The sequence below is a fragment of the Amycolatopsis pithecellobii genome, assembly GCF_009707865.1.
Lineage (GTDB): Bacteria > Actinomycetota > Actinomycetes > Mycobacteriales > Pseudonocardiaceae > Amycolatopsis_E > Amycolatopsis_E pithecellobii.
Genome location: NZ_WMBA01000056.1, coordinates 21,971 through 38,481, shown reverse-complemented (window position 1 = coordinate 38,481; position 16,511 = coordinate 21,971). Strand labels below are relative to the sequence as shown.

Sequence of the window (16,511 nt, the reverse complement as noted above, 5' to 3'; positions counted from 1 at the left end):
AGCTGCCAGCGCGCTGTGCGCCGCCTGCCAGCCGGTCCCGGCATCTTGATCCCGTGCGACGACCAAGGAGGATGAGATGTCGCTGGCGATCCAGGCGGAAGGCCTGGTCAAACGTTTCGGGGAAACGGTCGCGCTGAACGGGGTGGATCTGCGGGTGCCGACCGGGAAGGTGGTGGGTGTGCTCGGGCCGAACGGCGCAGGCAAGACAACGGCCGTCCGGATCCTGGCCACGCTGCTGCAACCGGACAGCGGGCACGCGACCGTCGGCGGGTATGACGTGGTGCGTGACCCGGTGCGTGTGCGCTCACTGATCGGGCTGACGGGCCAGTACGCGTCGGTGGACGAAGATCTTTCGGGCACCGAGAACCTCGTGCTGCTCGGGCGGTTGCTCGGGCTGGCCAAGCCGGACGCGAAGGCGCGGGCCGCCGCGTTGCTGGAGCAGTTCGAGCTGACCGAGGCTGCGGGCCGCGCGGCCAAGACTTACTCGGGCGGGATGCGGCGACGGCTGGACCTCGCCGCCAGTCTCGTCGGCCGCCCGCAGGTGCTGTACCTCGACGAGCCGACCACGGGGCTGGACCCCCACGCGCGTAACGAAGTCTGGGCTGTCGTGCGGCGGCTGGTCGCCGACGGGGCGACCGTGCTGCTGACCACGCAGTACCTCGACGAGGCTGATCAGCTGGCCGACTCCATCACCGTCATCGACCACGGCCGCGTAGTCGCCGAGGGCCGCGCGGACGAGCTCAAGCGGCGAGTCGGCGGGCAGACGATGCTGGTGCGGCCGACCGCACTGTCCGATATGGACATCGTCGAGCGCATTCTGGCCGATCTCACCGGGGTCATCCCGGCGCGCGACGACGACACCGGGCTGCTCACCGCACCCGTGTCCGATCCCGTTCTTCTGTCCACAATGGTCCGTAAGCTCGACGAGGCCGGCATCACCGCCGACGAGCTTGCACTGCGGCTCCCGAGCCTGGACGAAGTTTTCCTTGCCCTCACTGGGAAACCCGCCGAGGAGTTGGTGGTATGACCGCCGCGGTGCTCGCACCGCCTCGCCACATCAGCCCGGCGAAGGCGCTGCAACACGGACTTTCCCTTGCCTGGCGGGGGATTCTCAAGATCCGCAAGAACCCCGAACAGCTGATCGACGTCACGATCCAGCCGATCCTGTTCCTCGTCATGTTCGTCTACCTCTTCGGCGGTGCGATCTCCGGCAGCACCGGCGCCTACCTGCAGAACCTGACCCCGGGCCTGCTGGTGCAGAACACGATCATGGCCAGCCTGTCCGCGGGCGTGGCGCTCAACACCGATGTCAGCAAAGGTGTGTTCGACCGGTTCCGCAGCATGCCGATCGCGCGGTCCGCCCCGCTCGTGGGCGCAGTGCTCGCCGATGTCGTGCGTTACCTCGTCGCGATCGCGGTGCTGCTGGTCATGGCGACGATCATGGGCTTCCGCATTCACACCAACCCGCTCGCCGTGCTCGGCGCGGTCGCACTGATGGTGGTGGCGGGCCTGTGTTTGTGCTGGATCGCGGTGTTCGTCGGGATGCTCGTCCAGAATCCGGGTTCGGTGCAGGGCATCATGATCGCGTTCGTCTTCCCGCTCACCTTCGGCAGCAACGTGTTCGTGCCGAGCCAGACGATGCCTGGCTGGCTGCACGCGTGGTCCGATATCAGCCCGGTGAGCCTGCTCGCCGACGCGATGCGTGGCCTGCTGGTCGGCGGCGACGTCACCGGTCCGCTGCTGGGTGGGCTGGCCTGGCTGGCCGGTGTGGTGCTGGTGTTCTTCCCGCTCGCGATGCGCGCTTACCGGCGCCGCGTCGGCTGAGCTATCCCCGGGGGAACGAACAGCCGGCCTTCGCTCAGGAGGCCGGCTGTTCGGGTAACCCGAATTCGGCCCGCAGACCGGCGGTCGCCGCATCCTTGGCGAGTTCCGCGCCAGATCGGTAAGCGCTTTCAAATTCGGCGTCGCCGATTCGTTCTTTGATCTCCGCGATGAGCGTGGCGAGTTCCGGGTCGCCTTCGTCGAAGGCACCGCGGAGCGCCTTGCTGACCCCGAGCAGCCACGCCGCCCGCTCGTGGTCGCCCTCGGCGCCCAGCAGCAGGGCCGCGACCTGTGCGGCACTCGCGACGTCGGGCATGTCCCGCCTGGCGGTCGACGACTGGATCGCCGTCCGCAGGCACTCGCGAGCCACAGCCGGTTCGCCCTCGGAGACCGCGAGCGCCGAACGGAACAGCGCGACCCACTCGTCGGCCATCGTCATCGGGAACGGCAACCGGTCCGCCACCGAGATCAGCCAGTCCAGCTCCCGATGCGCCTGCTCGAAATGTCCGGCACGGCGGGCGAGATCGATCAACGTGAACCGGGCGATGGCGCGGTACTCCAGCCGCCCGCTGCGTTCCGCGACGGCCAGTGCCTCGTCCATGTCCCGCCACGCACCGGTCCAGTCCCCCGCGCGCATCCGCTCCGCCGCGAGGCTCGTCAGCTGCTGCACCGTGTCGTCGGCCGAACGCAACTCACGTGCCAGTTCCAGTCCCTGCAGGTGACCGGCGATGGCCTCGTCGTACCGGCCGCGCAGGGAAACCGCGTTGGCCCGCATCGCGAGGGTCATCGCCATTCCCCACCTGTCGCCGACCTGCCGGAACCCCGCCAGCGCCGCGTCGCGCGCCCTTTCGCTGCCGTCGAGATCGCCCGCACCGTCAAGAATGAAGCCCTGCACCCAGTGCGCGCAGGAACGTATCCACACGTCGTCACCGGCCAGCGCGCGGCGCACCTGGACGTCGGCCAGCTCCGGGTCACCGGCGAGAAAAGCGACCATGGGCAGGGCCAGCGCCAGCGGCGCGTAAAGCTCCGTCGCGTTGGTGCGCACGCAGTCGTCGATCAGTTCACGCAGGTTCGACATCGGTCCGGTGACCGGCGCGGCCTGGAAAAGCGCGTACAGCACGGAAAACGCCGCGTAGAGACCTTCCGGGATCCGGCCCGGGAACCGCAGCACGTCGCGGTAGAACTCCAGCGGCTGGTCCTGGTATCCGCGGATCACCCAGTACCACGTCAGCGCCGTGACGAGCCGGGCGGACAGCAGCGCGTCTTCCGCTTTCACCGCCCGGCGCAGCGCGGTGACCATGTTGTCGTGCTCGGCCTCGAAGATCGCGATCGCCGGTAATTGCTCGCCCGTGCGCAGTAACGGGTCGTTTTCTTCGGCCACCCGCAGGTAATGTTCGGCGAACCGGCCGGTGATCAGCTCACGTTCGCCTGCCTCGTCGAGCCGTTCCTCCCCATAGACCCGGATGGTTTCCAGCATCCGGTAGCGCGTACCGACCATGTCCACAATGGACTTATCGGTGAGCGAACCCAGTACGTACAGCACATCCTCGGCCGGCAGCAGATCGTCCGCGCAGATCTCCTCGATCGAGGAAACCGTTGCCCCACCGGGAAAAACCGACAGGCGCCTCGCCAGCACCCGTTCCGGTTTCTCCAGCAGGTCCCAGCTCCACTCGACGACCGCGCGCAGGGTGCGCTGACGCGGCAGCGCGACCCGGCTGCCGGAGGTGAGCAACCGGAACCGGTCGTCGAGCCGCTGCACGATCTGCTCCGCGCTCATGGACCGCAGGCGAGCCGCGGCAAGCTCCAGAGCGAGCGGCATTCCGTCCAGCCGGCGGCAGATCTCGCGGACCGGTTCGGAGGTGACCTCATCGAGCACGAAGCCGGGACGCACCGCCGCCGCCCGCTCGGCGAACAACCGCATCGCTTCCGGGGCATCGAGCGGGCCGAGCGGGCACAGCAGCTCGCCCGTGATCGCGAGCGCCTCGCGACTGGTGGCGAGGATGCTCAGATTCGGCAACCTGGTGAGCAGTTCGTGGGCGAGCTCGGCGGCGGCCTCCACCAAGTGCTCGCAGTTGTCGAGCACCAGCAGGCCTTCGCTGCTGCCGATGAGTTCGGTGATCCGGTCGAGCGCGTCAGCAGGCTGCGACAGGGCCGGACTGTTGAGGCGCATGTCGAGCGAGCCGAGCGTGGCAAGGACCGCGCCGGTCACGTCGCCGGCATCGCGGACGGAGGCGAGCGCGACGAACCACACGCGCCCCAGCTCGTGGCATGGATGCCGGACGGCGGCTTCGGTCGCCAGCCTGGTCTTGCCGGCGCCGCCGGGTCCGGCGAGGGTGACCAGTCGTGCCACCTCGAGTGAGCGGGCCAGCAGGTCCATTTCCCGCTCGCGGCCGACGAAACTGGTGAGCCGGACCGGCAGGTGATCGGGACGGGGCTTGGCTTGCTCGCCACGCAGGACGGCGAGCTGGGCCTGCTGCAGTTCCGCCGAGGGATCGACGCCGAGCTCGTCGGCGAGCGTGGCGCGGACGTGCTCGTACACGGCGAGTGCGTCGGTCTGGCGCCCGGCGGCGTAGAGCGCGCGGATGCGTAGCGCGGCAAGCCTTTCACGCAACGGGTTTTCCGCCCCCGAGGTTTCGAGATCAGCGAGGACGTCCGTGTGGCGGCCGAGTTCGAGCTCGGCTGTGAAGCGGTCCTCCATCGCCGCGAGCCGTAGCTCGGCGAGACGCGCGGCGGGCGGCTGCGCGAACGGGGCGTCGAGGACATCGGAAAGAGCCTCGCCGCGCCAAAGCGCAAGGGCGTCACCGAGCACCGCCGCGGCTTCGGCATGCCGCCCCGCGGCGAGGGCCTGCCTGCCGCGCGCGGCCAATTCCTCGAACTGGTGCGCGTCGACTTCCTCGACTTTCAACAGGTAGCCGCCACTCGCCGACGCGAGCCGGGCCCCGTCACCCAGCGCGCGACGCAAGCGGGAAACCAGCGACTGCAAGGCGTTCGCGGCGTCCGACGGCGGATCAGTGCCCCAGAGCCCGTCAATCAGGGATTCGGCCGTGACCGCCCGATTCGCGTCGAGCGCGAGCCGAGCGAGAAGCATGCGCAACCGGGCACCGCCGATATCAATCGGCGTGCCATCGTCCGCCCGTGCACCCACGGGACCGAGCACGCATACCCGCACCAAACAAGCTTCCCAGATTTCAGAAACAACGAAGCGCCCCCGCACAAAGCAGGGGCGCTTCGCTTCTGGTGAAACTCAGTCTTCCGTCTCGTGGCGGTCGTTCGCGGCGCCGATGGACACGGGCGGGGCGTCCGGCACCTCGAGCGGCTTGGCCTCGCCGCGGAAGGTGAAGTGCGCCTTGTCGTCCTTGTCCTCGGGGTTCCCGCTCCAGCCCTCGACATCGACGATGACGATCTGGCCCGGCTGCACCTCGCCGAACAGGATCTTCTCGGACAGCTGGTCCTCGATCTCCCGCTGGATGGTCCGGCGCAGCGGACGGGCACCGAGCACCGGGTCGAAGCCGCGCTTGGCGAGCAGCGCCTTCGCCTTGTCGGTGAGCTCGAGAGCCATGTCCTTGGCCTTGAGCTGGGTCTCCACCCGCGTCGCCATCAGGTCCACCATCTCGATGATCTGCTCCTGCGTGAGCTGGTGGAAGACGATGATGTCGTCGATACGGTTGAGGAACTCCGGCCGGAAGTGCTTCTTCATCTCCTCGTTGACCTTTTGCTTCATCTTGTCGTAGCGGTTCGCCTGGTCGCTACCGGAAGAGAAGCCGAGGCTCACGGACTTGGAGATGTCCTGCGTGCCCAGGTTCGAGGTGAAGATCAGCACCGTGTTCTTGAAGTCGACCGTGCGGCCCTGACCGTCGGTGAGGCGACCGTCCTCCAGCACCTGCAGCAAGGTGTTGTAGATCTCCTGGTGCGCCTTCTCGATTTCGTCGAACAGCACCACCGAGAACGGCTTCCGCCGGACCTTTTCGGTGAGCTGGCCACCCTCCTCGTAACCCACGTACCCGGGAGGGGCACCGAAGAGCCGCGAGGCGGTGTAGCGGTCGTGGAACTCGCCCATGTCGATCTGGATGAGCGCGTCGTCCTCGCCGAACAGGAACGCCGCCAGCGCCTTGGACAGCTCGGTCTTACCGACACCGGACGGGCCGGCGAAGATGAACGAACCGGACGGGCGCTTCGGGTCCTTGAGGCCGGCGCGGGTGCGGCGGATGGCCTGCGAGACCGCCTTGACGGCGTCCTCCTGGCCGATGATCCGCTTGTGCAGCTCGTCCTCCATGCGGAGCAGACGCGTGGTCTCCTCCTCGGTGAGCTTGAACACCGGGATACCGGTCCAGTTGGCCAGGACTTCGGCGATCTGCTCGTCGTCGACCTCCGCGACGACGTCCAGGTCACCGTCCTTCCACTGCTTCTCCCGCTCGGACTTCTGACCCAGCAGGGTCTTCTCCTCGTCCCGCAGGCGCGCGGCACGCTCGAAGTCCTGCGCGTCGATCGCGGACTCCTTGTCCCGGCGGACGGCGGCGATCTTCTCGTCAAACTCGCGCAGGTCCGGCGGAGCCGTCATGCGACGGATACGCATGCGGGCACCGGCCTCGTCGATCAGGTCGATCGCCTTGTCCGGCAGGAACCGGTCGTTGATGTAGCGGTCGGCCAGCGTGGCCGCGGCGACCAGCGCGGAGTCGGTGATCGACACCCGGTGGTGCGCCTCGTAGCGGTCCCGCAGGCCCTTGAGGATTTCGATGGTGTGCTCGAGCGAGGGCTCGCCGACCTGGATCGGCTGGAAACGACGCTCCAGCGCGGCGTCCTTCTCGATGTACTTGCGGTACTCCTCGAGCGTGGTGGCGCCGATGGTCTGCAGCTCACCGCGGGCGAGCATCGGCTTGAGGATCGACGCCGCGTCGATCGCACCCTCGGCGGCACCCGCGCCGACGAGCGTGTGCAGCTCGTCGATGAACAGGATGATGTCGCCCCGGGTCTTGATCTCCTTGAGCACCTTCTTGAGCCGCTCTTCGAAGTCACCGCGGTAGCGCGAACCGGCGACCAGCGAACCGAGGTCAAGCGTGTAGAGCTGCTTGTCCTTCAACGTCTCCGGGACCTCGCCCTTGACGATGTTCTGGGCAAGGCCCTCGACGACCGCGGTCTTGCCGACGCCGGGCTCGCCGATCAGCACGGGGTTGTTCTTGGTGCGGCGCGAAAGCACCTGCATGACCCGCTCGATCTCCTTGCTGCGCCCGATGACCGGGTCGAGCTTGCCCTCGCGGGCGGAGACCGTCAGGTTGCGACCGAACTGGTCGAGCACCAGCGACGAGGACGGCGTGCCCTCGCCACGGCCGGCACCGGCCTCGGCCGGCTCCTTGCCCTGGTAGCCGGACAGCAGCTGCAGCACCTGCTGGCGCACGCGGTTGAGATCCGCGCCGAGCTTGACGAGCACCTGCGCGGCCACGCCCTCGCCCTCGCGGATCAGCCCGAGCAGGATGTGCTCCGTGCCGATGTAGTTGTGCCCGAGCTGCAGCGCCTCGCGCAGCGACAGCTCGAGTACCTTCTTGGCCCGCGGGGTGAAGGGGATGTGCCCGCTCGGAGCCTGCTGGCCCTGGCCGATGATCTCCTCGACCTGCTGGCGGACGCCCTCCAGCGCGATGCCCAACGATTCGAGCGCCTTGGCGGCGACACCCTCACCCTCGTGGATCAAACCCAGGAGGATGTGCTCGGTGCCGATGTAGTTGTGGTTGAGCATCCTGGCTTCTTCCTGAGCCAGGACGACCACCCGCCTCGCGCGGTCGGTGAACCTCTCGAACATTCCCACTCCCTCGACTGCTGCGCCGGCGGTGAGTCTCCATCATCGCGATGGATTCAGCACCGTGAGTCCACTGTAGTAGCCAACGTCGCACGCCGGACTACCACTAGGGCGGATTAGGTCACAGAAGCCAGCCCGGCAACCTCTGCCGGCTCGCGTGTTCTTGCTGGTAGCTGACACACGAGTCAACGTGCGCCCTGCCGTGAGGATTCCACGGGGCATGTTTGTCCGCTGACCGCGAACACACCCAGGTGGCGCGCCGGCCGACCATCGATAAGGTTAGGCGTACCTAACACCCGAGTGGAGCAGTGGGAGGTCGTCATCGACACGGTGCGGGGGCACGCGGCCGTCGCCGGACTCGCCGCGTCGGTCACCAAGATCGCGCCACGGCAGCGGCGGGTGGAGTTCCGTGCCGACCTGCCCACCGGCGAAGACTGGCTCCGGTGCGCGGACCTACTGGCCGACCCGGCCCGCTTTGCGCAGTGGCGCGAACGGCTCGCCGGATGGTTGCGCGAGCAGTTCGGCGAAGCACCCGCCCGGACCACCGCCGGTTACGTAATGTCGTGGTACCTGCACGTGCCGGCATACGCCGCGGCATTGCTGTGGCATCACGAGCGACGGGTACCGCTGCTGCGCCCGGACGAACTCGCCTTCCGGCTCGGTGACGGCCGGCCGCACCCGGCGGGAATCGCCGTACTGGGTAGCGATTTCCACTGCCTGCCCGACGATCCGGCGGCGGGCCGCCCGGAAGCGACGGTCGTGGCCGGCGAGCGGGCACTCGCGGCGGCCTTGCGGAGCCGTTATGTCGCGCACGCGGCCAGATTCGTCCGCGCCTATAGCGCCGTCAGCGGACTCGGCCGCCGCATGCTCTGGGCGGCCGCGACCGACGCGCTGGAGAACTCGTTGTGGTGGGCCGGTAGGCAAGGCGGAGACGAAGGCGCCGGAGTCGCCGATGCCGCGCTGGTACTCGACGCCCGCTACGCACCTCTTACTTCCGCTTCCGCGTTGCGGCTGGACGGAGATCAGGGCTGGACCCGGCCACGGGACAGCTGCTGCTTCTCATATCTTCTGCCCGATGAGGCCGAATGCGCCGAATGTCCGCGCATCCGCCGCCTCCGGTGACGTTCGACACCACCACAAGATCCGATTCCGGAGGCCACCCCGTGGATTTCGTATCGCGAAAAGTTCCGGTAGCGGAACAATGGTTTGACCGAATGGATCAGACGTCCGGCCCGATACCCGAAAACCGCTGATCGATACCCCGGTGTGCAACTTGCAATACGCGTTCGGTCCACCGGAATAACAGAACGTAGTTCAACGATCCCCAGATCCGAACAGGGCCGCCGGGAACGAATCCCAGCGGCCCTGTTCGCGCGGTACTTACCCAGACGCGTCAGTTCTTCTTGTGGTAGGCCTCGACGACCTCGGACGGGATACGCCCACGGTCGGAAACCTGGAAGCCGTTCTTCCGCGCCCATGCGCGAATCGCCTGGTTCTGTTCGCGATCAACCGAAGCGGAGCTGGCGGCGGGCTTGGTGGACGGACGGCCACCGGCGCGCTTACGGCCACCGGAGCGGCGCGCGTGCTCGACATACTGCGCGAGTGCGTCCCGCAGTTCTTCGGCATTTTCGCTGGAGAGGTCGATCTGGTAGTTGATCCCATCCAAACCGAACTCGACGGTCTCGTCCGCCTCGGTACCGTCAAGGTCGTCCACGAGAGAGACCAGCACCTTCTGTGCCATCAGTTTCCTCCTGTTTTGAACTAGCCTCAAATGTCTGGGTAGACCGAGAGCCCCGGTCAGAAGCCATTGACTACGACATTAATACAGGTAATCAGGGCACAGCGCAAACTAGACTTTCCATTGCGCGTGTTCGAGCCGGCCGGTCAGTTATTCGGGACGCACCAGCGGGAACAGGATCGTCTCGCGGATACCGAGCCCGGTGAGCGCCATCAGCAACCGGTCGATCCCCATTCCCACACCACCCGAGGGCGGCATTCCGTACTCCAGCGCACGCAGGAAATCTTCGTCCAGACGCATCGCTTCACTATCCCCTGCTGCGGCCAAACGGGACTGTGCCGTCAACCTTTCCCGCTCGATCACCGGATCGACCAGCTCCGAGTAACCCGTCGCGAGCTCGAAACCGCGCACGTAGAGGTCCCACTTCTCGGCCACTCCGGGTTCGCTGCGGTGCTGTCGCGTCAACGGTGAAGTCTCGATCGGGAAATCACGAACGAATGTGGGAGCGTGCAGATGATCCCCGACAAGATGTTCCCACAGTTCTTCGACAAGCTTCCCGTGACCCAGCGCGGGATCCAGCTCAATCCCGCGGGCTTGGGCGAAGGAACGCAACTTTTCGGCCGAAGTGTCCGGCGTGACCTCTTCCCCGAGCGCTTCGGACAACGACCCGTACATCGTGAGCGTCGTCCATTCGCCCGAGAGGTCATAGGGCGTTCCGTCGGCGAGTGTCACTTCCAGACCGCCGAATACCGACTGCGCCGCCTCCTGGATCAGCTCGCGGGTCATCACGGCGTTGGTGTCGTAGGTGGCGTACGCCTCGTAGAACTCCAGCATGGCGAATTCGGGCGAATGCGAAGAGTCGCTGCCCTCGTTGCGGAAGTTGCGGTTGATCTCGAAGACCTTCTCGATCCCGCCGACCACGCAGCGCTTGAGGTACAACTCCGGCGCGATACGCATATACAGGTCGATGTCGAAGGCGTTCGAGTGGGTGGTGAATGGGCGCGCGGCCGCGCCGCCGTGCAGCGTCTGCAGCATCGGCGTTTCCACCTCGACGAACCCGCGACGTTCAAAGGAATTGCGCAGCGAACGGTTGACCGCGGCCCGGGTGCGGACCACATCACGCGCCTTCGAACGCAGGATCAGGTCGACATATCGCTGCCTGATCCGCGTTTCCTCGGCCAGTTCCTTGTGCACGACGGGAAGCGGGCGCAGCGCTTTCGCGGTGATCTGCCAGCCGTCGGCCATGACCGAAAGCTCACCGCGCTTCGACGTGATGACCTCACCATGCACGAAAACGTGGTCGCCGAGATCGACGTCGGATTTCCAGGCGGCCAGGCTGTCCGCCCCGACACCGGCAAGGCTGATCATTGCCTGCAGTTCGGTGCCGTCGCCTTCGCGCAGAGTGGCGAAACAGAGTTTTCCCGTGTTGCGGATGAACAGCACACGCCCGGTCACACCCACAATCTCGCCGGTCTGCGCATCCACCGGCAGATCCGGATACTTCGCGCGGATCCCGGCCAGCGAGTGAGTACGCGGTACTTCCACCGGATACGGCTCGCCGCCCTCGGAAATGATCCGGTCGCGCTTGGCCCGGCGAACCCGCATCTGTTCCGGCAGGTCTTCGTCAGGCAGCGAGCGCGCGGAGGCGGCGGGATCGGTCATGACGCATAGGGTACGAACTCGCGTTCGCGCTAGGCCAACCGGCTTACCAAGCCGACCGAAAGCGGCAGCCTCGACCGCCTTGGCAACTACGGGAAGTCCTATTCGCGAATACTATCGATCACGTGACCGATCCCACGTCAGCAGATCAGGAACTGCTTGCCCGGCGTGCGCGGTCGTTCGGCGCGCGGGCGCACGCGTACGCCGAGCACCGGCCTGACTACCCGTTGCCCGCACTTCGCTGGGGACTGCCCGGTGGGGCCGGCGAAGTACTGGATCTCGCTGCCGGCACCGGAAAACTGACCGAGGGGCTGGTCGCGCTCGGCTTGCGGGTGACCGCGGTCGAGCCCGATCCGGCGATGCGAGCCGAGTTCACGCGCCACCATCCGGCGGTGCCCGTGCTCGACGGGACAGCCGAGCACATCCCCCTCGGCGACGGTGCCGTCGACTCCGTGCTTGCCGGCCAGGCTTTTCACTGGTTCGAGCTGGACAAGGCGCTCACCGAAATCGCCAGGGTCACGCGCCCTGGCGGCACTGTGGTCGCGTTGTGGAACCACGACGACGTGTCGGTACCGTGGGCGGCCGAGCTGGGTGCGCTGACCAGCACAGGCGTGACCCGGAAGTTCCTGTGGCAGCGCGCGGATCTGCCCAGCCATCCCGATTTCGAACCGTTCGAACGCGGCCCGTTCCCGCATACCCAGCGGCGCACCGCGCAGACCCTCGTGGACACGATCGCCACGCATTCGCACCTGCTGACCGCGCCGGCAGGCGAGCGGGAGGCCGCGCTCGCGCGGCTGCGCACGTTCCTCGCGAACACCCCGGAAACCGCCCACGGCGAGTTCGACCTGCCGATCGTCACGACGGTCCTGCGCGCCGTCCGCAAATAGCGCGAGTCGCACGTTGCATGCGCCCGAGTCGCACTTTGGATGCGCGCGAGTTGCGCGTTGCATGCGCGCGAGTTGCGCGTTCCAAGCGCCCGAGTCGCGCGTTGCATGCGCGCGAGTTGCGCGTTCCAAGCGCCCGAGTCGCGCGTTTCGGGCGACCGGAACGCGCAACTCGCGCCACCAGAACGCGCAACTCGCGCCACCAGAACGCGCAACTCGCGCGACCGGAACGTGCGACTCGCGGTCAGCGGTATTGGCGCTCGAAGACCAGGCGCAGGCCCAGCAGGGTCAGATCGGGCACATGGTCGGTGATCGTGTCGGATTCGTTGATGACCAGCGGGGCAAGGCCGCCGGTGGCGAGGACGGCGACCGGACCGTCCCCGGACAGCTCCTTGACGATCCGCCGCACCAGGCCGTCCACCTGCCCGGCGAAGCCGTAGAGGATGCCGGATTGCAGGCATTCCACGGTGTTCTTGCCGATCACCGACCGCGGCGGCACCAGCTCGACCTTGCGCAGCGCCGCGGCCCGCGACGCCAGCGCGTCCACCGAGATCTCGATCCCCGGCGCGAAGGCTCCGCCGAGGAACTCGCCCTTGGCCGAGATCGCATCGACGTTGGTCGAGGTCCCGAAGTCCACGACCACACACGCCGTCTTGTGCAGGTGGTGCGCGGCGAGCGTGTTGACCAGCCGGTCGGCGCCGACCTCCCGCGGGTTGTCGACCAGCAGCGGCACACCGGTCCGAACTCCGGGCTCCACAACGACTTTCGGCACCCGCGCGTAGTACCGGTCGAGCATCACGCGCAATTCCCGCAGTACGGCGGGCACGGTGGACAGCGCGCTGATCCCCGTGACCGCGTCGGCATACGTACCCAGCAATCCCCGCACGGTGAGGGAAAGCTCGTCGGCGGTCATCTGCGCGTCGGTCCGCATCCGCCAGTCACCGATCAGCTCGGCGCCTTCGTACAACCCGAGCACGATGTTCGTGTTACCGACGTCGATCGTCAGCAACACCTAGCTCTCCGTGTGCAGCAGGGCGTCGAGCCTGGCGGCATCGACGGTTTCCGCGGTCGGGTAAGCGCTTTCGCGATCCCGCTGGGCCGTCACGCTCCCGCTGATCAACCCGGAACCTTCGGGCGCAAACGCCGGGTCGGAACCGTTGTGCGTGATGCGGTTCTCCCTGTCCACGAACACGATGCGCGGCTGGAACGACGCGGCTTCGGCCTCGTCCAGCTGCGCGTAGGCCATCAGTATGACCAGGTCGCCGGGGTGCACCAGGTGCGCGGCGGCTCCGTTGATGCCGATCACGCCGCTGCCCGGCTCGCCCGCGATCACGTAGGTCTCCAGCCGGGCCCCGTTCGTGATGTCCACAATGGACACCTGTTCCCCCGGCAGCAGGTCCGCCGCGCGCATCAGGGTTTCGTCGATCGTGACCGACCCGACGTAGTGCAGATCGGCCTGGGTGACGGTCGCCCGGTGAATCTTCGACTTGAGCATCGTGCGGTACATGGCAGTTCCTCTCTTCGCGCTGGGCGCCGTTCAGTCCGCGGCGGCACCCAGCAGGACCGGCACGTTGTCGATCAACCGGGTCCGGCCGATCTTGGCCGCGATCAGCAGCCGTGCTTCTCCATCGACGGGCGCGGGACCGAGGTCGGTTCCGCGTAGTTCGAGATAGTCCACGGCGACCTGCGGCCGGGCAGCCAGCGTCTGCCTCGCCATGGACAGCACCTTCTCGGCCCCCTCCCGGCCGACATGCGCACCCGCGGACAGCGCCGCGGACAGCAGCACCGCGTCGGCCCGCTGTTCTTCGCTCAGATAGACATTGCGCGAGGACAGCGCGAGCCCGTCGTGCTCGCGCACGGTCGGCACGCCGATCACCCTCGTCGGCAGGTTGAGGTCCCGCACCATGCGCTTGATCAGCACCAGCTGCTGGTAGTCCTTCTCGCCGAAGAACGCGTAGTCCGGCGCCACGATGTTCAACAGCTTCGCCACCACGGTCAGCACGCCCGCGAAATGTCCCGGCCGTGCCGCGCCTTCCAGCTCGTCACCGAGCGGCCCCGGATGCACCGTGACCGCATGGCCTTCGGCGTAAAGGTCGTCGGCCTTCGGGACGAAGGCGAGCTCGACCCCGCTCTCCGCGAGCACTTCCAGGTCGCGGTCGAGCGGGCGCGGGTACGCCTCGAAGTCCTCGCCTTCCCCGAACTGCAAGGGGTTCACGAAAATCGACGCGCCCACGACGGTGTTGGGCAGCCGCTTGGCACGCCGCACCAGCTCGCGATGCCCGGCGTGCAGCGCGCCCATCGTCGGCACGAGCGCCACCTTTCGGCCGACCGCGTGCAGCGCGGCGGTGACCCGGTGCATGTCGTCGGGGGTCTGGAATGTGTTGAGCTGGCCACGGGTGAACTTCGGGGTGGTCACGGCTTTTCCGGTCCTTCGAGGAGTTCGGTGATGTCGGCGGCGGCGTCCTGGCTGAGCAGGCCGGCCGCCGTGGCGCGCGCGGCGGTGCGCCGGGCGAGGGTTGTGTAGCAGGGCCGGACTTCCGGTGCTTCGGCGGCCAGCACATCGAGATGCTTCCGGACAGTGCCGGTGTCGCCGCGCGCGACCGGACCGGTCAGCGCGCGGTCGCCGTGGCGCAAGGCGTTGTCAAGCGCGGCGGAAAGCAACGGGCCGAGTACCCGCTCGCCGGCCGCAACACCGGCGCCTGCCAGCAGGTCCACGCAGTCCGCCACCAAGGTGACGAGGTGGTTCGAACCATGGGCCAGCGCGGCGTGGTACAGCGGGCGTGCTTCTTCGGGGACCCGGATGGCCTCGCCGCCCATCTCGACGGTCAGTGCCTCGCCGACGTTCCAGGCGATCTCGTCACCGGTCGCGGCCGTGACGCCGACACTGCACGCCGCCATCCGCTGCAGGTCCTCCTCGCCCCCGGTGAACGTCATCACCGGATGCAGCGCGAGCACCAGCGCACCGGCCTCGGCGGCGGGCCACAGCACGTCGATCCCGTGCGCGCCGGAGGTGTGCATCACGATCTGGCCCGGCCGCCAGCTGCCCGTGGCGGCAAGCCCGGTGACCAGATCCGCCAGCGCGTCGTCAGGAACGGCGAGCAGGACCAGATCGGCGGCGGCCACTACCTCGTCCGGCGGCAGCAACGGAACACCGGGCAGCAGCCGCTCGGCCCGCTCGTGCGAAGCGGCGGAAATCCCCGATGCCGCAACGACCGTGTGCCCCGCCCTGGCGAGTGCGGCACCCAGCACGCTACCCACCCGGCCTGCGGATACGATGCCGACGGCCAGCCTTGCCGGCCGGGTCATGGCGTGCCCCGGTGGACGCTCATGGCAACAAGCTCCTCGTTTCGTTCCAGTCCCGCTCTTCGGTCGCGGGTACCGGACGACGGCGCGAGAGTAGCTCGGTCCTGGGCACCTGTTCCGGTGCTGGTGACCAGCTTCACCCGTACCGGGTCACAGTTCCGCGCGATTTTCCCCCGCCAGCTTGACCGCCTCCGCTCGCGATGTCCGCAGCGTGCGGAGCAGTTCCGCCTCCTTCTCACTGGTGGCGGGACTGCCGTTGTGGCGAGCGAGAAATGCGAGTTCGGTCACGCTGTTCTGGTACACCGCGACGGCCCTTGCGGCCCCTCTGCCGGACTGACGCCGCGCCTGCCGTCGCCATTCGCGGCGCCCGTTGAGGCTCGACAGCAGGTCCACCTCCGAAGCGGCGATCCAGCGTGCCTTGACCATGCCGGGCAACGCCGCTTCGACGATGCGTTGCTCGCGGCGCCGCTGCAGGATCACCAGCAGTACGACCACGATGAACATCGGCACCATGATCAGGAAGTAGACGTTGAGGAACGTCTTCGCACCGCCGAGCGTGGCCGCCCCGTTCCACAACGCGTGCAGGCACACCGCGGCGAGATAACCGCCCAGTGGAGCCAAAATCCGCAGCGCACGGTTGCTCGTCCGCGCCGCGTAGCCGAATCCGACCCCGGTGAGCGCGGTGAACAGCGGGTGGGTGAACGGGGAGAGCACCCCGCGCAACACGAACGCCGCGAGCACGCCGGAACTCGTGCCGGTGCCGAACCCGTAGTCGGCGAACGCGCGGCCGAAGTAGTAGATGTTCTCGGTGAACGCGAAACCGGCGGCGGTGAGCCCCGCGTAGACAATGCCGTCGATGACCCCGTCGAACTCCTCGCGCCGGCGCCACCAGACCAGCAACACGAACGTGCCCTTGGCCGCTTCCTCGACGAGCGGCGCGGAGACCAGCGCACTGACCCTGCTGCCATTTCCCATACCCAGCAACAGATCCCCGACACTCTCCGCGGTGCTGTTGATCAGCAACGCCGTGATCGCCGCGATACAGGCGCCCCACGCGAACGCGGTCATCAGCATCTTCGCCGGTTCCGGTTCCCAGCGGTCGATCCACAGCACTGCCGCGACCACGATGGCGACCGGGATGAGCGCCGCGGCGACACCGATCACGACGCCCAGCGGACCGACCCGCACCGTGGCGAGCCCGAGCAGGGTCAGCCCGCACGCCGCGACCACGATGAGGCCGAGCACGGGCAGCAGAACGGTGATCCTGCGAGGTGCCGTCACAGCCCGGAACTTTACGGTGACTCCGCAGAGCGGCCGA

12 protein-coding genes and 1 pseudogene are annotated in these 16,511 nt (G+C 67.6%); 4 read left to right on the top strand and 9 right to left on the bottom strand.

From position 1 onward, the window contains the following. Positions 1 to 76 precede the first annotated feature (76 nt). Complete coding sequence (locus GKO32_RS28685; protein ID WP_154760029.1) at positions 77 to 1,027, top strand: ATP-binding cassette domain-containing protein; 951 nt, start codon at positions 77 to 79, stop codon at positions 1,025 to 1,027. Beyond that, complete coding sequence (locus GKO32_RS28680) at positions 1,024 to 1,824, top strand: ABC transporter permease (RefSeq protein ID WP_154760028.1); 801 nt, start codon at positions 1,024 to 1,026, stop codon at positions 1,822 to 1,824. The genes GKO32_RS28685 and GKO32_RS28680 overlap by 4 nt, the downstream gene beginning before the upstream one ends. A gap of 34 nt (positions 1,825 to 1,858) precedes the next feature. Here the strand turns inward: GKO32_RS28680 and GKO32_RS28675 are convergent, their stop codons facing one another. Together GKO32_RS28675 and GKO32_RS28670 are read right to left on the bottom strand one after the other, a co-directional pair. Beyond that, complete coding sequence (locus tag GKO32_RS28675; RefSeq protein WP_312868691.1) at positions 1,859 to 4,990, bottom strand: AfsR/SARP family transcriptional regulator; 3,132 nt, start codon at positions 4,988 to 4,990, stop codon at positions 1,859 to 1,861. A gap of 75 nt (positions 4,991 to 5,065) precedes the next feature. Beyond that, positions 5,066 to 7,612 carry an ATP-dependent Clp protease ATP-binding subunit gene (locus GKO32_RS28670; RefSeq protein WP_154760027.1) on the bottom strand — a complete coding sequence of 849 codons (2,547 nt, stop codon included), beginning with the start codon at positions 7,610 to 7,612 and terminating at the stop codon, positions 5,066 to 5,068. Positions 7,613 to 7,987: 375 nt separating this feature from the next. Here GKO32_RS28670 and GKO32_RS28665 point away from each other — a divergent pair, with 375 nt between their 5' ends. Then, positions 7,988 to 8,731: a (2Fe-2S)-binding protein gene (locus tag GKO32_RS28665; protein ID WP_312868700.1), complete on the top strand. Its 744-nt coding sequence runs from the start codon at positions 7,988 to 7,990 to the stop codon at positions 8,729 to 8,731. A gap of 271 nt (positions 8,732 to 9,002) precedes the next feature. On the opposite strand, the gene GKO32_RS28660 is transcribed toward GKO32_RS28665, so the two are convergent. Then, on the bottom strand, positions 9,003 to 9,350 hold the full coding sequence (locus GKO32_RS28660) for a histone-like nucleoid-structuring protein Lsr2 (protein WP_154760025.1): 348 nt from the start codon (positions 9,348 to 9,350) through the stop codon (positions 9,003 to 9,005). Between the two features lie 147 nt (positions 9,351 to 9,497). Next, positions 9,498 to 11,009: a lysine--tRNA ligase gene (lysS, locus tag GKO32_RS28655; protein ID WP_154760024.1), complete on the bottom strand. Its 1,512-nt coding sequence runs from the start codon at positions 11,007 to 11,009 to the stop codon at positions 9,498 to 9,500. A gap of 122 nt (positions 11,010 to 11,131) precedes the next feature. Between lysS and GKO32_RS28650 the strand changes: the two genes are divergently transcribed. After that, positions 11,132 to 11,893 carry a class I SAM-dependent methyltransferase gene (locus tag GKO32_RS28650; RefSeq protein WP_312868690.1) on the top strand — a complete coding sequence of 254 codons (762 nt, stop codon included), beginning with the start codon at positions 11,132 to 11,134 and terminating at the stop codon, positions 11,891 to 11,893. A gap of 241 nt (positions 11,894 to 12,134) precedes the next feature. Here the strand turns inward: GKO32_RS28650 and GKO32_RS28645 are convergent, their stop codons facing one another. The 5 genes and pseudogenes from GKO32_RS28645 to GKO32_RS28625 all read right to left on the bottom strand — a co-directional run bounded on the left by GKO32_RS28645 (position 12,135) and on the right by GKO32_RS28625 (position 16,474). Then, on the bottom strand, positions 12,135 to 12,902 hold the full coding sequence (locus GKO32_RS28645) for a type III pantothenate kinase (protein ID WP_312868689.1): 768 nt from the start codon (positions 12,900 to 12,902) through the stop codon (positions 12,135 to 12,137). Next, entirely contained in the window at positions 12,903 to 13,397 is a 495-nt protein-coding gene (gene panD, locus GKO32_RS28640) for an aspartate 1-decarboxylase (protein ID WP_154760023.1), read from the bottom strand. A gap of 30 nt (positions 13,398 to 13,427) precedes the next feature. After that, the gene (gene panC / locus GKO32_RS28635; protein ID WP_312868688.1) at positions 13,428 to 14,306 is read right to left on the bottom strand and encodes a pantoate--beta-alanine ligase; all 879 of its coding nucleotides are present in this window, start codon (positions 14,304 to 14,306) and stop codon (positions 13,428 to 13,430) included. After that, positions 14,303 to 15,205 (bottom strand): annotated as a pseudogene (locus tag GKO32_RS28630) (Rossmann-like and DUF2520 domain-containing protein); the annotation flags it as partial. The gene panC and the pseudogene GKO32_RS28630, both read right to left, overlap by 4 nt. 138 nt (positions 15,206 to 15,343) lie before the next feature. Further along, positions 15,344 to 16,474, bottom strand: a complete 1,131-nt coding sequence (locus GKO32_RS28625) for a PrsW family intramembrane metalloprotease (RefSeq protein WP_312868686.1) — start codon at positions 16,472 to 16,474, stop codon at positions 15,344 to 15,346. Positions 16,475 to 16,511: the final 37 nt, after the last annotated feature.

Coding starts and splice junctions, on each gene's coding strand:
- GKO32_RS28680 (WP_154760028.1), top strand. CDS start 1,024: ATGACCGCCGCGGTGCTCGCACCGCCTCGCCACATCAGCCCGGCGAAG.
- GKO32_RS28685 (WP_154760029.1), top strand. CDS start 77: ATGTCGCTGGCGATCCAGGCGGAAGGCCTGGTCAAACGTTTCGGGGAA.
- GKO32_RS28660 (WP_154760025.1), bottom strand. CDS start 9,350: ATGGCACAGAAGGTGCTGGTCTCTCTCGTGGACGACCTTGACGGTACC.
- GKO32_RS28670 (WP_154760027.1), bottom strand. CDS start 7,612: ATGTTCGAGAGGTTCACCGACCGCGCGAGGCGGGTGGTCGTCCTGGCT.
- panD (WP_154760023.1), bottom strand. CDS start 13,397: ATGTACCGCACGATGCTCAAGTCGAAGATTCACCGGGCGACCGTCACC.
- lysS (WP_154760024.1), bottom strand. CDS start 11,009: ATGACCGATCCCGCCGCCTCCGCGCGCTCGCTGCCTGACGAAGACCTG.